This is a genomic window from Arthrobacter sp. RT-1 (assembly GCF_003367205.1).
Lineage (GTDB): Bacteria > Actinomycetota > Actinomycetes > Actinomycetales > Micrococcaceae > Arthrobacter.
Genome location: NZ_QRGQ01000012.1, coordinates 177,776 through 194,712, shown reverse-complemented (window position 1 = coordinate 194,712; position 16,937 = coordinate 177,776). Strand labels below are relative to the sequence as shown.

Annotated in this window: 20 protein-coding genes; 10 read left to right on the top strand and 10 right to left on the bottom strand. The window is 65.7% G+C overall.

The window, feature by feature from the left end:
• The first annotated feature begins 65 nt into the window (after positions 1-65).
• Both DXK94_RS12015 and DXK94_RS12010 read left to right on the top strand, forming a co-directional pair.
• A complete protein-coding gene (locus DXK94_RS12015) occupies positions 66-674 on the top strand; it encodes a TetR/AcrR family transcriptional regulator (RefSeq protein WP_115525136.1) in 609 nt (202 codons plus the stop codon).
• A gap of 99 nt (positions 675-773) precedes the next feature.
• Complete coding sequence (locus tag DXK94_RS12010) at positions 774-1,385, top strand: hypothetical protein (protein ID WP_079597333.1); 612 nt, start codon at positions 774-776, stop codon at positions 1,383-1,385.
• Position 1,386: 1 nt separating this feature from the next.
• On the opposite strand, the gene DXK94_RS12005 is transcribed toward DXK94_RS12010, so the two are convergent.
• Both DXK94_RS12005 and dapD read right to left on the bottom strand, forming a co-directional pair.
• Positions 1,387-2,256: a hypothetical protein gene (locus tag DXK94_RS12005; RefSeq protein WP_115525135.1), complete on the bottom strand. Its 870-nt coding sequence runs from the start codon at positions 2,254-2,256 to the stop codon at positions 1,387-1,389.
• A gap of 3 nt (positions 2,257-2,259) precedes the next feature.
• The gene (gene dapD / locus DXK94_RS12000; protein WP_079597331.1) at positions 2,260-3,288 is read right to left on the bottom strand and encodes a 2,3,4,5-tetrahydropyridine-2,6-dicarboxylate N-succinyltransferase; all 1,029 of its coding nucleotides are present in this window, start codon (positions 3,286-3,288) and stop codon (positions 2,260-2,262) included.
• A gap of 51 nt (positions 3,289-3,339) precedes the next feature.
• Here dapD and dapE point away from each other — a divergent pair, with 51 nt between their 5' ends.
• Positions 3,340-4,515, top strand: coding sequence for a succinyl-diaminopimelate desuccinylase (gene dapE, locus DXK94_RS11995; RefSeq protein WP_395929114.1), 1,176 nt, complete (start codon positions 3,340-3,342; stop codon positions 4,513-4,515).
• A 77-nt stretch (positions 4,516-4,592) separates the two neighbouring features.
• On the opposite strand, the gene DXK94_RS11990 is transcribed toward dapE, so the two are convergent.
• The 4 genes from DXK94_RS11990 to DXK94_RS11975 form a co-directional block, all read right to left on the bottom strand.
• Entirely contained in the window at positions 4,593-5,432 is an 840-nt protein-coding gene (locus DXK94_RS11990) for an amino acid ABC transporter permease (RefSeq protein WP_079597329.1), read from the bottom strand.
• The gene (locus DXK94_RS11985; protein ID WP_079597328.1) at positions 5,429-6,079 is read right to left on the bottom strand and encodes an amino acid ABC transporter permease; all 651 of its coding nucleotides are present in this window, start codon (positions 6,077-6,079) and stop codon (positions 5,429-5,431) included. Before DXK94_RS11985 ends, DXK94_RS11990 begins: the two co-directional genes overlap by 4 nt.
• 86 nt (positions 6,080-6,165) lie before the next feature.
• On the bottom strand, positions 6,166-7,053 hold the full coding sequence (locus DXK94_RS11980; RefSeq protein WP_115525134.1) for a glutamate ABC transporter substrate-binding protein: 888 nt from the start codon (positions 7,051-7,053) through the stop codon (positions 6,166-6,168).
• Between the two features lie 85 nt (positions 7,054-7,138).
• Positions 7,139-7,894 (bottom strand): amino acid ABC transporter ATP-binding protein, encoded by a 756-nt coding sequence (locus DXK94_RS11975; protein ID WP_079597326.1) that lies wholly within the window; start codon positions 7,892-7,894, stop codon positions 7,139-7,141.
• Positions 7,895-7,997: 103 nt separating this feature from the next.
• Here DXK94_RS11975 and DXK94_RS11970 point away from each other — a divergent pair, with 103 nt between their 5' ends.
• The 4 genes from DXK94_RS11970 to DXK94_RS11955 all read left to right on the top strand — a co-directional run bounded on the left by DXK94_RS11970 (position 7,998) and on the right by DXK94_RS11955 (position 10,891).
• Positions 7,998-8,780, top strand: a complete 783-nt coding sequence (locus tag DXK94_RS11970; RefSeq protein ID WP_079597325.1) for a TIGR00730 family Rossman fold protein — start codon at positions 7,998-8,000, stop codon at positions 8,778-8,780.
• Between the two features lie 30 nt (positions 8,781-8,810).
• Positions 8,811-9,230 carry a DivIVA domain-containing protein gene (locus DXK94_RS11965; protein ID WP_115525133.1) on the top strand — a complete coding sequence of 140 codons (420 nt, stop codon included), beginning with the start codon at positions 8,811-8,813 and terminating at the stop codon, positions 9,228-9,230.
• Positions 9,227-10,489, top strand: coding sequence for a hypothetical protein (locus DXK94_RS11960; protein ID WP_181884817.1), 1,263 nt, complete (start codon positions 9,227-9,229; stop codon positions 10,487-10,489). Before DXK94_RS11965 ends, DXK94_RS11960 begins: the two co-directional genes overlap by 4 nt.
• A gap of 234 nt (positions 10,490-10,723) precedes the next feature.
• Positions 10,724-10,891: a DUF3117 domain-containing protein gene (locus tag DXK94_RS11955; protein WP_009357720.1), complete on the top strand. Its 168-nt coding sequence runs from the start codon at positions 10,724-10,726 to the stop codon at positions 10,889-10,891.
• Positions 10,892-10,958: 67 nt separating this feature from the next.
• Here DXK94_RS11955 and DXK94_RS11950 read toward each other — a convergent pair whose 3' ends face one another.
• Positions 10,959-11,591 (bottom strand): O-methyltransferase, encoded by a 633-nt coding sequence (locus DXK94_RS11950; protein ID WP_079597322.1) that lies wholly within the window; start codon positions 11,589-11,591, stop codon positions 10,959-10,961.
• Between the two features lie 229 nt (positions 11,592-11,820).
• Between DXK94_RS11950 and sigE the strand changes: the two genes are divergently transcribed.
• From sigE to DXK94_RS11935, 3 genes are all read left to right on the top strand, one after another.
• Positions 11,821-12,435, top strand: coding sequence for an RNA polymerase sigma factor SigE (gene sigE, locus DXK94_RS11945; protein ID WP_079597321.1), 615 nt, complete (start codon positions 11,821-11,823; stop codon positions 12,433-12,435).
• 7 nt (positions 12,436-12,442) lie between these two features.
• Positions 12,443-13,285, top strand: a complete 843-nt coding sequence (locus DXK94_RS11940; protein WP_181884816.1) for an anti-sigma factor — start codon at positions 12,443-12,445, stop codon at positions 13,283-13,285.
• Between the two features lie 69 nt (positions 13,286-13,354).
• A complete protein-coding gene (locus DXK94_RS11935; protein WP_115525131.1) occupies positions 13,355-13,765 on the top strand; it encodes a Sec-independent protein translocase TatB in 411 nt (136 codons plus the stop codon).
• A gap of 27 nt (positions 13,766-13,792) precedes the next feature.
• On the opposite strand, the gene DXK94_RS11930 is transcribed toward DXK94_RS11935, so the two are convergent.
• Genes DXK94_RS11930 through DXK94_RS11920 form a run of 3 tightly spaced genes read right to left on the bottom strand, consistent with a single transcriptional unit; the run spans position 13,793 to position 16,922 of the window.
• A complete protein-coding gene (locus DXK94_RS11930; RefSeq protein WP_115525130.1) occupies positions 13,793-14,935 on the bottom strand; it encodes an Mrp/NBP35 family ATP-binding protein in 1,143 nt (380 codons plus the stop codon).
• A 15-nt stretch (positions 14,936-14,950) separates the two neighbouring features.
• Positions 14,951-15,655 carry a DUF1003 domain-containing protein gene (locus DXK94_RS11925; protein ID WP_115525129.1) on the bottom strand — a complete coding sequence of 235 codons (705 nt, stop codon included), beginning with the start codon at positions 15,653-15,655 and terminating at the stop codon, positions 14,951-14,953.
• Positions 15,639-16,922 carry a magnesium transporter MgtE N-terminal domain-containing protein gene (locus tag DXK94_RS11920; protein ID WP_079597317.1) on the bottom strand — a complete coding sequence of 428 codons (1,284 nt, stop codon included), beginning with the start codon at positions 16,920-16,922 and terminating at the stop codon, positions 15,639-15,641. The genes DXK94_RS11925 and DXK94_RS11920 overlap by 17 nt, the downstream gene beginning before the upstream one ends.
• Between the last annotated feature and the right edge of the window lie 15 nt (positions 16,923-16,937).

Genomic DNA, 16,937 nt, shown 5'->3' with positions numbered 1-16,937 from the left:
CCGGATGCCGGGCAGGGACGGCAGGCGCGGCAAGCGATGGAGCACAACCGTGCTAAAAAGGAGCAGTGCCCAAAATTGTAGATGCCGAAGCCCGCCGCCAGGACGTTGTGGAAGCGGTGCTCAGGATCATCGCGGTGGATGGACTTGAACGCGCCTCGCTGCGTGAGGTGGCGGATGAGGCCGGACTCGCCGTCGGATCCGTCCGGCACTACTTCGCCGGCAGCGACGAACTCCTGACCTATTCCTTTGCCACCGTGGTGGACCGGATTGTCCGCCGGCTCAAGGGGGCGTTGCCCGGTGTCGCCGCCGCAGCGCCGCGCAGCCCTGAGCAGCGTGCAGCGGTATTAACCCTGTTGGGTGGCCTGCTGCCCCTGGATGAGTCCCGGGCGGTAGAAGCCTGCGCCTGGATGGCGTTCAAGAACGCGGCCAGGATCCGGCCTTTCCTCGCCCCGGTTGCCGACAGCAGCCACCGGGAGGTGGCAGCGATTGCCGGGCAGGTGGTGGCTGCGCTGATGCCCCAGGACGAACCGCAGGAGAGCCTGGTGCTGGAAGCGGAACGCCTCCTGGCCACACTGGACGGACTATGCATGCATGCCCTGCTGCAACCGGGGTGGATGACCGCGCAAATGTGCTCCGACGTGCTGGAACGCCACGTTGACGGCTTGAGTCGCTGAGGGGCGTTACCGTGGGCAGGGAGCGGGAATAGACTGATAGCCGGGGGCGCGAAACCGGATCAGCAGACCCGGCAGGAGCACGCCAGGGAAGGACTTCGGATGCATCAGGCAAGCGGTTCACGGTGGCAGATCACTACGGACACGTCCGGACCCATGATGATCGCACTCTACGTCCGCGACACGGTCGGGCTGAACGGCGCAGGCCACCCGGCGCTGTCCCATGCCGTTCCCAAGATCCGTCCGGCGGACCACACCCACCTGACAGCCGACGTCGGCGGGCTGAGCGCGCTCAAGACCGAGTGGGAAGCCTGGTGGGAACAACTGGTCAAAGCCCATCCGCAGACCTCGCCGGAACTGTCGCCGCCGGAGTTTGGCGCATTCGGCAACTCACCCGCCCTGCAGCGGGTCCTGCAGGCGCACTTTGGCGCTGCCCTCACCTGGGCGCGGGAGCGGAGGAGCGAGTACGCCCGGCTGGAGGCGGAACGCCTGGCCAGCGGCACGGACCAGCTCCTGGAGGAACTGGTGGACGACCGGCTGATGGAAGTGGGACGGGATTCCCGTGACTTCACACTGACCATCATCGAACTGCCCCTGAACGAGCAGCGGGCCTGGTACCTGGAGCCGGACAAGATCATTATGAGCCACCAGCTGATGGGCCAGCCGGAGCTGTTCCGCAGCTACGTGCAGCCGGTCGTGGAGATCCTCGTCTGAGTCATTGGCCCACACCCGCCTGGGTGCTTTGCGGGGCTACCGTAATCCGGACCTGTCCGTCCGGCGCCGCAGATTCCTGCCAGCCGTTCCGATCCGCACGGTCCCAGCTGCGGCCCGCCACCTCCACCCGGGTCACCTCGAGGCCTTTGGCATTCGCCACCGCCCACTGGGCCACGGACCAGGCCTGGCTGCCGCTGGCGTTCACCGCCACGGTCTGTCCCTCCACGGAAGCGTCCAGCGCTCCGTACGCCGTGCTGAGTTCGGCGGCCACCGCCGCGGCGTCTCCGGCGGAGCCCGACGAACGCAGCGTGCACTGCACGGCTTCGGGTGTCTGGCCGGACAACCCGGAGGCGAAGGACCGCCCCATATCCTCGTGCTGCGCATAGGCGCTGGGGTACGCGGACCGCTGGACGCGCTGTGCGGCGTCGGTGATGTCAAGCGTTTCGTAGTCCGGGACCTTCACCAGCGCATCGTAGAACGCGTTGACGGCGTAGTACGGGTCCATGACCTGTTCCTCGGTGCCCCATCCCTGCGAAGGCCGCTGCTGGAACAGTCCCCGCGAGTCCGGTCCGGCCTGGTCCCCGTGGGCGATGTTGCGGAGTTTGGACTCCTGCATGGCCGTGGCCAGGGCGATGCTCGCGGCCCGGGGAGGCAGCCCGCGTTGGACTGCGACGGCGGTGATCAGCGAGGCGTAGACCGCCTGGTCGGGTGCCAGTTCGGCTGTCCTGTCGCCGACAACAGCGGTGCAGCGCTCCGAAACCAGGGTTTCGGAACGCTGCACGAAGAACACCGCTGAATAGATGCCGCCGGCCACCAGGGCAAGGGCCAGCAGCAGTACCGCCAGGCGGCGCAGGCCGCGTCGTCGAGCCATAGATTAGTTGGCGTGCAGGGCGTCGTTCAGTTCCACGGTCTGGCCGGCCCGGGGGAGGACCTCCACGGCACCGGTGGTGGAATTGCGGCGGAACAGCAGGTTGGAAACGCCGGACAGCTCGGCCGCCTTGACGATCTTGGTGGTGTCCTCTCCCACCTCGTCCTTGGGCCCGGGCACGCGCACGCGGGTGCCGGCCGTGACGTACAGGCCGGCTTCCACCACGGAGTCGTCCCCGATGCTGATGCCAACGCCTGAGTTGGCGCCCAGCAGGACCCGCTCGCCGATGGTGATCTTTTCCTTGCCGCCACCGGAGAGGGTGCCCATGATGGAGGCGCCGCCGCCCACGTCGCTGCCATCACCGGTCACGACGCCCGCGGAGATACGGCCTTCCACCATGGAGGTGCCCAGCGTTCCGGCGTTGAAGTTCACGAAGCCTTCGTGCATGACGGTGGTGCCTTCGGCCAGGTGCGCACCCAGGCGCACCCGGTCGGCGTCGGCGATCCGCACGCCGGAGGGCACAACGTAGTCCACCATGCGCGGGAACTTGTCGATGCCGTACACGGTGACGGCGCCGCGGCGGCGGAGCCGGGCACGGGTAAGTTCGAAGCCCTCCACGGCAGCGGGACCGAAGTTGGTCCAGACGACGTTGGGCAGCTTCCCGAAGATGCCGTCCAAGTTGATGGTGTTGGGCTTGACCAGGCGGTGCGAGAGCAGGTGCAGCCGGAGGTAGGCGTCGGCGGTGTCGGCGGGGGCCTCGTCAAGGTTGATCTGGACGAACACCACCTTCTGCTCGGTGCCGCGGTCCTCATCGGTGCCGTTTTCCGCGATCTGCGTCAGGGAATCGTCAGCGTTTTCCACGGCACGCAGGTGCTCAGCGGCGACACCGAGGGCCGGTGCGGGGAACCAGACGTCCAAAACGGTGGCGCTGCCGTTGGCAGTGGCGATGGTGGCCACGCCAAAGCCGTAGGCAGAGCGTTCGTCAGTGGTTGCGTTCAGGGTTTCGGGCACGGCGGAAGAAGCGGTCTCAGTCATGTGCTCCAGTCTATCGAGGGCGGGGCACCGGGTTCGAACTAGACTGGCTTCGTGACTGCCGAAACCGCTCCAGACCCCGCGTCCGTCCTGTCCAGCCAGGAATCCGGCCAGGAGCCCGTGCCTGCGCGGCTGGACCTGCGGCAGGACGTTGCGCTGCTGACCGCCGCCATCATGGACATCAACAGCGTGTCCGGAAACGAAAAGGAACTCGCCGACGCCGTGGAAACGGCGCTGCTGGGTCTTCCGGAGCTGACGGTGGTCCGCGACGGGGATTCGATCATCGCCCGCACGGAACTGGGGCACCCCGAACGCGTCATCCTGGCAGGGCACCTGGACACTGTGCCGCTGCCGCTGACCGAGGGCTCCAAGGGAACGGTCCCTTCCAGCTGGGAGTCCGGCGTCCCGGGCGAAGGCATCCTGTACGGCCGCGGCGCCACCGACATGAAGGGCGGTGTGGCAGTACAGCTCGCGCTGGCGGCCACGCTGTTCGACGGCGGCGCGCAGCCCAAGCGGGACGTCACGTTCGTCTTCTACGACCATGAGGAAGTGGAAGCGGTGAAAAGCGGCCTGGGCCGCCTGGTCCGCAACCACGGCCACCTGCTGCACGGGGACTTCGCCATCCTCCTGGAACCTACGGACGGCATTGTGGAGGGCGGGTGCAACGGCACCAGCCGGTTTGAAGCAACAACCGTGGGCGAAGCGGCGCACTCGGCGCGGGCCTGGATGGGCAGCAATGCCATCCACGCCGCAGCCCCCATCCTGGCAAGGCTCGCAGCCTACGAACCGCAAACGGTCACCGTGGACGGCCTGGACTACCGCGAAAGCCTCAACGCCGTGAAGATCAACGGCGGGACCGCCGGCAACGTCATCCCGGACCGCTGCGTGGTGGAAATCAACTACCGCTTCGCCCCGGACAAGACACCGGACCAGGCCGAAGCCGTGGTGCGGGAACTCCTTGAGGGCTTCGACGTGGTCCGCACGGACGCTGCAGCCGGCGCCCGCCCCGGCCTTCAGCACCCGGCTGCCGCTTCCTTCGTTGCCGCCGTGGGAGGCGAGCCGAAACCCAAATACGGCTGGACCGACGTCGCGCGCTTCAGCGAACTGGGGATACCGGCGGTGAATTTCGGACCCGGTGATGCACTGCTGGCGCACAAGGACAACGAGCATGTCCACGCGGATGCCATCCGCACCTGCCTCCGCGCGCTGCAGGACTGGCTGGCGGGCTGAGCCAGGAGCACGTTGCCCGCGCTTAAATGCCGAACGGCCCGGACCTGATGGTCCGGGCCGTTCGGCGTAGGAACTGTCTAGGGAACCGGGGCCTCTGCCTTTTCGGGCTCGGCCTTGGCCACACCTCCGGCTGCCTTCTTCGACCCCCGGCGCTCAATCCAGACCGCAAGCCTGGAAACGAGGATGTTGATGGCGATGTAGATCGCAGCAGCAACGAAGAAGATGGGGAACAGGAACTGCGTGCCCAGGAAGTCCGCCATCACCTGCACGGCTCGCAGCAGCTCGCCGTACGCCACGATGTAGCCCAGCGAGGTGTCCTTCAGGAGCACTACCATCTGCGCCACCAAGGACGGCATCATGCGGCGGATTGCCTGCGGAAGTTCGATGAGCATCCGGGACTTGAAACTGGTCAGGCCAATGGCAAGGCCGGCTTCGCGCTGCCCGCGCGGCAGCGACTGGATGCCTGCCCGGATGATCTCGGCGAACACTGCCGAGTTGTAGAGCACCAGGCCGGTGACAACGGCAATGAACGGTGACGTGCCGAAGCCCAGCAGGACAAACAGCATCATCAGGACCACGGGCATGCCGCGGAGGAATTCCAGGACCACCCGGGTGGGGATCCGGATGATAGCCGCATCGGAGATGCGGAGCAGGCACAGCAGCAGCCCCAGCGGGAACGCGATGACCGCTGCCAGTGCAGCAGCAGACAGGGTGGCGCTCAGGCCGTTGGCCAGGAGCATCCAGACATCAGCGCGGGTGAAGATCTGCCAGCGCCGGCCTTCGAAAATCCCCTGCTGGGCGAGGGTCATGACAATCCATGCCAGCAAACCCAGGATCAGAACGGAACCTACGATCGAGCCGATCAGGGAGATCCGCCGGGCTTTGGGTCCCGGAACGTCGTAAAGGACTGAGCTCATCGGGCAATCGCCACCTTTCGTTCCACCGTGCTGGCAAGGATGCCGAGCGGAACGGTGAGGAGCAGATAAAAGAACGCGGTACCCAGCAGCACGGCGATGACGGCATCCCCGTTGGCGTTGGCCAGCTGGCGGCCGTAGCCGAACAGTTCGAGGACAAAGAAGGCGCCGGCGACGGAAGAGTTCTTCACCAGGGCGATCAGGATGTTGATCAGCGGCGGGACCACCGTCCGCAGGGCCTGGGGGAGGATGATGAGGTTCAGGACCTGCCCGAAGTTCATGCCGATGCTGCGCGCGGCCTCGGCCTGTCCCACGGGAACACTGTTGACACCTGAGCGGACAGCTTCGGCGATGAACGCTGCGGTGTACGTGCTGAGGGCGATGATCGCGGCAATTTCAAACTGCTCAAACTTGACCCCGAGCCGGGGGAGGACGATCGCCGCGAAGAAAAAGGCAATGGTCAACGGGGTGTTCCGGAGAACCTCCACGTACACGGTGCTGAAGCCGCGCAGGGCTGCTACCGGGGACACCCTGGCGGCTGCCAGCAGCGTGCCAAGGACCAGCGCGATGATCCCGGAGACGGCTGACAGGAAGAGGGTGCGGAGAAAACCGTTCCAATACAGGGGCAGGTTTTCAATGATGACGTCCATAGGATCCTTTGGCTTTGGGCGTGGACGGATTTAAAGGCTGAAAGCTGCCGGGGCCGGCCTACCGGCCCCGGCAGCTCCGGACTCACTTAGTAGCGGTCAATCTCGGGGAGCTCGGGTGCAGTCTTGATGACCGAACCTGCAGTGGCTTCCCAGGCCTCCTTGTAGGACCCGTCCTCTTCGAATGCCTCCAGCTGGTCGTTGATCCAGTTGCGGAATTCGGTGTCGTCCTTCTTCAGGCCGATGCCGTAGGGCTCCTTGGTGAAGGTTTCATCGGAGGCCAGCTTGAAGGCGTCCGGCTCCTTGTCCACAAAGCCGGCGAGGATCACGTTGTCAGTGGTGACAGCCTCCACCTGCTTGTTGCGCAGCGGCTCCAGGCAGGCTGAGTAGGTGGCGGCCGGGACCAGCTCTGCTCCGTACTTCTCCACGATGGTGGCGGCAGGGGTTGAACCGGTGACGGAGCAGACCTTCTTGCCCTTGACGTCCTCGGGGGTCTTGATGGCGTCGTTGTCCTTGTTAACCATCAGGGCCTGGCCGGCTTCGTAGTACGGGCCGGCGAAGCTGACAACCTGCTTGCGCTTGTCGTTGATGGTGTACGTGGCGATGACCAGGTCAACCTTGCCCTGTTCGATGAAGGGTTCGCGGTTGGCCGAGACCGTCTCGGACCATTCGATCTTGTCGGCGGAAATTCCCAGCTTCGCTGCGATCAGCTTGCCGATTTCGACGTCGAAGCCTACGGGCTTGCCGTCCAGGCCCACCTGGCCGAACAGCGGCTGGTCGAACTTGGTGCCGATCTTGATGGTCCCGGCGGAGGAGAGCTTCTCCATGGTGCTGCCGGCGGCGAAGGTGGGTGCTGCTTCAACGGTGGGGTCGCTGCCGGTGCCGGTGCCGCCACCGCCACAGGCGCTCAGGGACAGGGCGATGGCAGCGGTAGCCGCCACGAAGAATGACTTCCGCCGGGTCATAAATGCCTTCATGACATTCCTTTCATTGGTGGCCGTGGGTCACGGCCTGGGTGCGAACTGAAGTGTGGTTGTTCGGTAAATCAGTGAAAGCGGTGCATCAGTGGGTGAGGAGCTTGGACAGGAAATCCTTGGCCCGGTCGCTCTTCGGGTTGGTGAAGAACTCCTCCGGGGTGGCGTCCTCGACGATCTGGCCGTCCGCCATGAAGACCACGCGGTCCGCGGCTTTGCGGGCGAAGCCCATCTCGTGGGTGACCACGATCATGGTCATGCCTTCCTTGGCGAGCTGGATCATCACGTCCAGGACCTCGTTGATCATTTCGGGGTCCAGCGCGGAGGTTGGCTCATCGAAGAGCATCACCTTGGGCTTCATCGCCAGGGCACGGGCGATCGCGACACGCTGCTGCTGGCCACCCGAGAGCTGGGCCGGCAGCTTGGGCGCCTGGTGGCCCACGCCCACCCGTTCGAGCAGCGCCATGGCGTCCTTGTCCGCGGCGGCCTTGGCCACGCCCTTGACCTTGATGGGGCCGAGCGTGACGTTTTCCAGGATGGTTTTGTGCGCGAAGAGGTTGAAAGACTGGAAGACCATTCCGACGTCGGCGCGGAGCTGGGCGAGTTCCTTGCCTTCCTCCGGAAGCACCTTCCCGTCGATGCTGATGGTTCCGCCCTCGATGGTTTCCAGGCGGTTGATGGCGCGGCACAGGGTGGACTTACCGGAGCCGGAAGGCCCGATGACCACAACAACCTCGCCCTTGCGGACCTGCAGATTGATGTCCTTCAAAACGTGCAGCTGGCCGTAGTGCTTATTTACGGCGTTCAGGGAGACGAGGGTATCGCCGGGCACATGAGTAGTCATAGGAAGAATCTAGCGAACTGCGGGCGGCTATGACGGGAATCACCCCAAGTTCCTGCGGATCGTGATTCAAGAGATACCTGCCGCGGGAGGTTAGCCTAGGTGAATGAGCATCAATGCAGATCCGGCCAAAAATTCCCAGCCGCGCCGTAAGGGGCCCCTTGAACTGCGCCGCAAACAGGCAGCCGTGGAAATGTCCGATCAGCATCTGCTCGATACCAAGGGCCCCGGCCAGTTCGTCCATACCGATCCGTGGCGGGTACTGCGGATCCAAAGCGAATTCGTCGAAGGTTTCGGCGCGCTGGCGGACATCGGCAAGGCTGTCAGCGTTTTCGGTTCCGCCCGCACCAAGCCCGGCAGCCCGTACTACGAGATGGGCGTCGAGGTGGGGCGGAAACTGGCGGAAGCCGGCGTCGCGGTCATCACCGGCGGCGGGCCGGGCTCCATGGAGGCAGCCAACCGCGGCACGGTGGAGGGCAACGGCATATCCGTTGGCCTGGGCATCGAGCTTCCCTTTGAACAGGGGCTGAACCAGTGGGTGGACCTGGGCATCAACTTCCGGTACTTTTTCGCCCGCAAAACCATGTTCGTCAAGTACGCCCAGGGGTTCATTGTGCTCCCCGGCGGCCTGGGAACGCTCGATGAGCTCTTCGAAGCCATGGTGCTCGTGCAGACCCGGAAGGTGACGTCGTTCCCCATCGTGCTTCTCGGCGTCGATTTCTGGGGCCCCATGATCGACTGGATCAGGGGAACCCTGGTAGCCGAGGGAATGGTCTCCGAAAAGGACCTGGACCTGATCCAGGTGGTTGACGATCCGGCCGAAGCGGTGGACCGCGTCCTCCATGGGGCCATCACCCCGTCCCTGAACGGGGAGCAGCGTCCGGAGTAGCGGCAGCGCCAGGTCTGGCACGATGGAGCAGTGAGCTTTTTTCTGGTTTTCCTCGCCATCGTGCTGGTAGGGGCGGTTTTGTGGGCCAGCCTGGGGCGGCGCCCCCGGAAGTCGGGCCATCGCCCGTTGCCGGCCCTGCTGGACGGTGGCTTCGAGCAGCCGCCGGCCAACCTTCCCCCGGTGCTGCTTCCGGCCAACGCAGCTGCGGAGGATGTGGACGGCGTGCGCTTCTCGCTGGGCCTGCGCGGCTACCGGATGGACCAGGTGGACCAGGTCCTTGATGAACTGAGGGACCAGCTTGCTGCCAGGCAGCAGGAAGTGGACGAGCTGCGCGCCCGGCTGCTGGCCGTTGAGGAGCCGAACCAGGGCAGCCCCGGCGGAACGCGCGACGACGGAACCGCCGCGGCGCGCGACGGCGGGAATGCGGTGCCAGGGAAGAGCGGGCAGTGAGTACGGTGGCGCGCCGCCGGACGGGCTTTGCTACTGCCGCCCAGGCCTGGGCCGGGCAGGCCGGTTCCGCCTATCGCAGCTGGCCCTGGTGGGTGCAGGTCACGGTCATCTACGCCTCGGCCCGGCTGGTCAGCGCCTGCATCTTCATGGCCGCCGCGCTCCACCAGGGCCCCAATCCCTGGTTCCCGGCCAAGCCCGACTACTGGAACTTCATCAACATCTGGGACGCGCGCTGGTACGGCGAGGTCATCGCCAACGGATACCCGTCAGAGCTCCCCACAGACGCTGCCGGCAACGTCCAGGAAAACGCCTGGGCCTTCTACCCCCTGTTTCCAGCCCTGGCGGGAGGCCTCAGCAGGCTGACGGGACTAATTCCTGCCGCCTCACTCACCCTCCTTGCGATGCTGGCCGGTTGGGGAGCGGCGCTGGTGGTTTACACCCTTTTCAGGCACAGGGTGTCCCACGTCCCGGCGCTGTGGGGCGTTGCCTTCTTCGCCACTTTCCCGGTCTCGGCCATACTGCAGGTTCCCTACGCAGAGTCACTGTCGCTCCTGCTGCTGGCGGCGGCCCTGCTCCTGGTGGTGCGCCGGCATTACCTGATGGCCATACCGGTGGTGGTGCTCCTGTGCCTCTCGCGTCCCATCGGCGTCCCTTTCGCCGCCATGCTCGGGCTCGTCCTGGTGTATCGCCTGCTGGAACGCTTCCGGAGCGGCGGCGCGGCTGGCCTGCCAGCCGGCAACCACACCTTTGGTGAAATGGCGGCACTCACCGGCCTGACCGCCGTCGCAGGCGTTTCCGCGCTGGCATGGCCCGCCGCAGCGTGGGCCGCTACCGGCGACTTCCAGGCGTATACCAAAACCGAAACCGTGTGGCGGGGCCATGACCTGGTGCCGTTCAAACCGTGGTTTGATACCGGCGTCGACCTCTTCGGGCCGGTATTGGGACTGCTTGCGCCGTTCGTCTTTGTGGCCCTTTTTGGCCTGATGCTGTTCCTGCCGCCCGTGGTGCGGCTCGGCGTCGAACTCCGCCTGTGGTGCGCCTGCTACATGGGGTACCTCCTGGCGTTCCTGCATCCGCAGACCAGTACATTCCGCATGCTGCTGCCGCTGTTTCCGCTGGCACTGGGAGCCGTGCTGCTGTCCCGCTCCCGGGCCTACCGGGGCACGGTGGTGACCATGTTCCTGCTGCTGCAGATCGTATGGATTGTGTGGTTGTGGGCCTGGGCGCAATTGCCGGGCGGCGGGGATTACCCGCCATAGTTTTTTTGGACTTCCGTGCAGGTCAGGACAGGAATACCGGCCCGCCGAAAATGTCCATCGATTAGCTACGTGCGGGTAATTCCGCGATAATGGTAAGTAAGCAAGGACAAAAAGCATTCAGAATACGCGCAGCCTTGGCGGTGGAAAGTACCGCCGCCATAGCGGCTTGATCGACATGCGGACACAGCCCGCCCGGGCTGATCAGTCCTGGGACAAAATGGAGGGGAATTCCTCATGGCGGCTATGAAACCACGCACCGGCGACGGCCCAATGGAAGTCACCAAGGAGGGCCGCAGCCTGATCATGCGCGTCCCGCTCGAAGGCGGCGGGCGTCTTGTGGTCGAACTGAACGCTGCCGAAGCGGCAAACCTCAAGGAATGCCTCGTCGGCGTTACCGAATAATCGTGAAAAGGACAGGGTCCGCAGCCGTGCTGCGGACCCTGTCCTTTATCTTGAAGCTGCCGCGTGGCTACTTCTTGACGGCGACCAGCAGGCCGTCTCCGGTGGGAAGCATGGCTGACGCGAGCCTGTCGTCGTCGCGGATCGCCTTGCCAACCTGGCGAAGGACCACCGTGGTGGCCTCGCGGCCGGCAGGGTTTGCCACTTTGTCTTTGTCCAAGGCGTCATTGATGATCAGCAGGCCGGCCCGCTTCAGGAGCCTGATGGCTTGCTCCACGTAGCCGGGCAGGCCGGGCTTGTCGGCGTCGATGAACACCAGGTCGTAGGCAGCATCCGTGAGCCGCGGCAGCACATCGCCTGCACGGCCGGAAATGGTACGGGTACGGTTGGCCGGGCTGCCAGCCTCGGAAAAGGCCTCCCGCGCGGCCTTCAGGTGTTCCACATCGACGTCGATGGTGGTGAGGACTGCCTGCGGGCCAAGCCCTCGGAGGAGGCACACGCCGGACACTCCCGCCCCCGTTCCAATCTCGACGGCGGTCTGCGCCTTGGACGCGGCAGCCAGGACGGTGAGCACGGCGCCTACGCCCGGTCCGATGGGGGTCACTCCCAGTTCGAAGGAACGCTCCCGGGCCCGAAGCATGACCTCATCCTCAGCGGGCAGATCTTCTGCATAGGACCAGCTGATGGACTTGTCGGCGCTCATGAATTTTCGCTTTCTGGGCGGGAGGGGGAATGTCTTCTACAGCCTACTGTGTCCGGGGCAGCGGGCAGCGGAGGCGGGCTGTTGCGCCCACGGCTGAACTTTCCCGCAGTCAGGAAATTCCCAGCCAAATTTGAAATGATTATTATCCGCTCATCCAAAAGGTGATCGGCGCCGAATCAGAGATGTCAACAGTATCCGGGCGTTAGCAATTCCACGAGGGGAGTGGACGATGTCATCTTCAGTTGTGGCACCTGTCCCTGCAGTACATAATCCCGACGCTGAGTGGGTCCGTCCTACCTGGGAAGAAGTGGTCACCAACCATTCGGCGAAAGTTTACCGGCTGGCATACCGCCTGACCGGTAACAAGTATGACGCCGAGGACCTCACCCAGGAGGTGTTCGTCCGCGTCTTCCGCTCGCTCGAGAACTTCAAGCCCGGGACCCTGGACGGCTGGCTGCACCGCATCACCACCAACCTGTTCCTGGACCAGGCGCGGCGCAAAACACGGATCCGGTTCGATGCCCTGGCCGAGGACGCGGAATCCCGCCTCCCCGGACGCGAACCGGGCCCTGAGCAGAGCTTCGAGCTGAACAACCTGGACCTGGATGTCCAGGCAGCACTGGAGGAACTCCCGCCGGACTTCCGGGCCGCCGTCGTCCTGTGCGACCTGGAAGGGTTGTCCTACGACGAGGTGGCAGAGGCCCTGGGCGTTAAGCTCGGAACCGTCCGCTCGCGCATCCACCGTGGACGGACCATGCTTCGGGAGAAGCTCGCCCACAGGGATCCACGTCCGCAGCAGGCGCGCCGCAAGCTTTCCATGCCGCGCATCGCGGGCATCCTCTGAACGGCGCATGAGGTCCCCGTTTCCCCTTGGCGGCAGGCACCAGCGAACCTCCAGCCATCTTGCCTCGTGCCATGAATGCGCTTCCGCCGTGCGCCGGGAGCGCCAGTACCTGGAGCGGCTCCGGGACGCCCCCATCCCGCCCGCCAGTGACGACCTGACCGCCCGGCTCCTGGCGCGCACATCGGAGCTGGCCGCCGAGCCCCGGCCTGCTGCTGCCCACGCCGCGAGGCCCCGGGCAGCGGTCCGTGTGTTGGCCATGACGGCCGGCGGCACGGTAGCGGCCGCCGGTGTGCTGGCAGTTGGCGCTTTTGCTGCAGCCGGTGATCCACTCACCGGGACGGACGCCTCAGCGGCGTTGTCGCCCGTTTCGTCGCAGACGCCGGCAGACGGGCGGGCCTTGAGCGCCGAACAGGTCAGCATGCTCCGCTCAGAAGGGTGGGCGTGCCCTGAACTCGAAGCCATGGGGTTCCACCTCGAGTCGGCACAAGCGGTGGTCATCGACGGCCAGCCCGCGGTCCATCTTCGGCTCTCGGACGGATCCCACTACGCCACCGTCACCGAACAGCACCCGCCGGCCCCGGATGCTGGCAGCCGGCAGGACAACTTACTGCAGGTCCTGGGCTCCTCGCCGTGGTCTGCCACCTACCGGACCGCCGGCCGCACCTTTACCTACGAGTCCAACCTGCCGGCTGAACGCGCTGACGACGCCCTACCCATCCTGCAGCGCCTGGCCAGCCAGGCCGGAGAGGGTGTCTCAGCCGGAACGGGCGAAAGCAGCAGTGCGCCGGAGTCACTGGCCACCCGGCTGCAGCGCGGAATCAACAACATCGTGGCCCGTTTTACCCAGTAATAAGGGTGGTTTCCGCCCGCGCGTGACGGGAATCGTCACTGGCAGCCCGGAGAGGGTAATCTTCCTAAAGTGTTTGGAATCAACGGCCCGGAGTTCTTTCTTCTGCTGCTCATCGGCATCCTGGTGATCGGCCCCCAGAGGCTGCCCGAATACACCCAGAAACTTGCGAACCTTGTGAAGGAAGTCCGGCGCATGGCCTCCGGCGCCCGCGAGCAGATCAAGGAAGAAGTGGGGATCGACATCGACGATGTCGACTGGAAGAAGTACGATCCCCGCCAGTACGATCCCCGGCGCATCATCAAGGAAGCGCTCCTCGACGACGATCCCAAGCCTGTCAGTGCAGGGGCGCCTGCCGCCGTCGCAGCTGTTTCCGGCGCAGCGGCCGTTGCCGCCGCGGATACGGCTCCGGCAAGGCCACAGCGGGTGGTGCAGTCCCTGCCCGCCGGCGAAGCCGCTCCGTTCGACACCGAAGCCACCTGACCACACCAGGAAGCGGTGCGGGGCGGGTCAGCGCGGCTGCAGCCCCAGTTTCATTCCTGCCAGACCGCGCGGCACAGCTGCGAGCCGGGCTGCAATTCCTGCCAGCGACTCCGCCGCGGGAGTCCCCGGCTGCCCGATCACAATCGGAACCCCGGCATCCCCGCCTTCACGGAGCTGGATATCCAGCGGGATCTGTCCCAGAAGGGGAACGTCGGCGCCCACGGTTGCCGTCAACCTCTCGGTGAGTACCGCCCCGCCGCCGCTTCCGAACAGTTCCATCCGGCCGCCGTCGGGCATCTCCAGGTAGGACATGTTCTCGATCACGCCGGCCACTTTCTGGCCAGTCTGGGTGGCAATGGCACCCGCCCGTTCGGCGACGTCCGCGGCCGCGGCCTGCGGCGTGGTGACCACCAGGATTTCGGCCTTGGGAAGCAGCTGGGCCACCGAGATGGCAATGTCCCCCGTGCCTGGCGGAAGATCCAGGAACAGGGCATCCAGGTCCCCGAAGTAGACATCCGTGAGGAACTGTTCAAGGGCCCGGTGGAGCATGGGTCCCCGCCAGGCCACGGGCTGGTTGCCGGTGACGAACATGCCGATGGAGATGACCTTCACGCCGTAGGCAACGGGCGGCAGGATCATGTCGTCCACGCGGGTCGGCGCCTGGGTGATGCCCATCAGGCCCGGCACGGAGAAGCCGTACACGTCCGCGTCCACGATGCCCACCCGCAGTCCCTGCGCGGCCAGGGCGCACGCCAGATTGACGGTGACCGAGGACTTGCCCACTCCGCCCTTGCCGCTGGCGACGGCGAATACCTTGGTCAGGGAGTCGGGCTGGTTGAACGGGATGCCACGCTGGCCGCCGGGGCCGCGGAGCTTCTCCTTGAGGGCGTCCCGCTGGGCCTGTGACATCACCTTCAGGTCGACGTCGACGGCGGTCACGCCCGGCACGGCGAAGAGGGCCTTTTCGGAGTCGGATGTGATGGTGTCCCGGAGCGGGCAGCCCGCAATGGTGAGCAGCACTGCCAGCCTGACCCTGCCGTCGTCGGACACGCTGACGGAATCCACCATCCCCAACTCGGTGATGGGGCGCCGGAGTTCAGGGTCGATGACAGTCGCGAGGGCGTTGTTAATGGCCTCGGCCAGCTGGGAGTTGGCGATGGGGGTGCTCACTATCGGGTCCTGGGCTTACCTGTCTTGGGTGGAGTGGCCGGGCTTGACCCGGGGAATCTGCTGCGTGCGCGGGTTCCGCTGCCGGTCACGCTGTTCCCGGAGCTTGTCCTTGACCTTGTCCCGCGGGGACTCGTGGCTGCCGGGGCCGGTAGGGTCATGGGTCCTCAGCTCTTCCTGGGCCTCCAGCATGTCCTCCAGCAACGACCGCAGCTCCGCCCGGACGTAGTCGCGGGTGGCCACCTCGCGCAGCGCGATCCGCAGTGAAGCGAGTTCCCGGGTGAGGTATTCGGTGTCCGAGAGGTTGCGTTCGGCGCGCTGGCGGTCCTGCTGCAGCGAAACGCGGTCCCGGTCATCCTGCCGGTTCTGCGCCAGCAGCAGCAGCGGCGCCGCGTACGAGGCCTGCAGGGACAGCATCAGGGTCAGCAGCGTAAAGCCGAGGTCGCGGGAGTCGAACTGCCACTCCAGCGGCGCAAAGGTGTTCCACGCCAGCCAGACCACAACGAACACCGTCATGTACACCAGGAACTGCGGCGTGCCCATGAAGCGCGCGAAACCCTCCGTGGCATGCCCGAAAGCATCCGGGTCCGGGGAGAACTTGGGCAGGATCCGCTGGCGGCCGCTCAGGGGCGTGTCCAGGCTGCCCATGTTGTTCTTGGCCGCCCGGCCCGGGATCCGCTGGTTGGGGGTCTTCGGAGCGGTGTTGTCAGCCAATGCGGCCACCGAGCTTTCTTATCGGGGCTTCGCCATCATGGGCGCGCCAGTCATCCGGCAACAGATGATCAAGGACGTCATCAACAGTCACCGCCCCCACAAGGCGGCCGGTGTCATTGACCACCGGCAGGGAATTCAGGTTGTACGTGGCCAGGGTGCGGGCTACCTCGCTGATGTGTGCCTGGTCGGACAGCGGCTCCAGGTTCTTGTCCACCAGGTTCCCCAGCGGCTCGAACGGCGGGAACCTCAACAGCTGCTGGATGTGCACCACGCCCAGGAAACGCCCTGTGGGTGTTTCCAGCGGGGGCCGGGCAATAAAGATGGAGGAGGCAAGGGCCGGTGACAGTTCCTCACGGCGCACGTGGGCCAGGGCCTCGGCCACGGTTGCTTCCGGAGGCAGGATCACCGGGACCGGTGTCATCAGGCCGCCGGCGGTGTCCTCGTCGTATTCCAGGAGGCGCCGGACGTCCTCGGCACCCTCCGGCTCCATCAGCTGGAGCAGCTCCTCCGCCTGGGCGGAGGGGAGCTCGCCAAGGAGGTCGGCGGCGTCGTCCGGATCCATCTCCTCCAGGACGTCGGCGGCGCGCTGCACGTCCAGGGCGGAGAGAATTTCCACCTGATCATCCTCCGGAAGCTCCTGGAGGACGTCGGCGAGCCTTTCGTCCTGCAGTTCGCTGGCTACCTCGAAACGGCGTTTGTCGCTCATTTCCTGGAGGGCCTCGGCAAAGTCGGCGGGCTTGAGGTCCTCGTGGTTGGCCACGAACTGGGTGGCGGCCTGCGGCTCGGTGCGCGGGCCCTGCAGGGCGTCGGCCCAGTCGATGATCAGGGTTTCGTTGCGGCGCAGCCGGCTGAGCGGAGAGAGGGAATGGCCGCGGCGGACGAACAGCTTGCTGACGAACCAGTCGCGGGAGCGTGTCTGGTCCATGGCGATGTCTTCGATGGTGGCGTCGCCGCTGCCGTCCCGCAGCGTCACGCGGCGGTCGAACATCTCGGCCACCACCAGTGTCTCCGCGCCGCGCTGCTCGAAACGGCGCAAATTGACCAGCCCCGTGCAAATGATCTGGGTCTGGTCGATGGAGGTGATGCGTGTCATGGGCACAAAGACGCGCTTTTTTCCCGGTACTTCCACCACGATGCCCACCACGTGGGGCGCGCCCTGGGTTCCGCGGGACAGCACAACAACATCGCGCAGCCGGCCCAGCCGGTCGCCCAGCGGGTCGAAGACGTCGAGGCCCAGCAGGCGGGCCACGAAGACGCGGGTAGGTGTTGTGCTCACCCCTACAGGCTACCG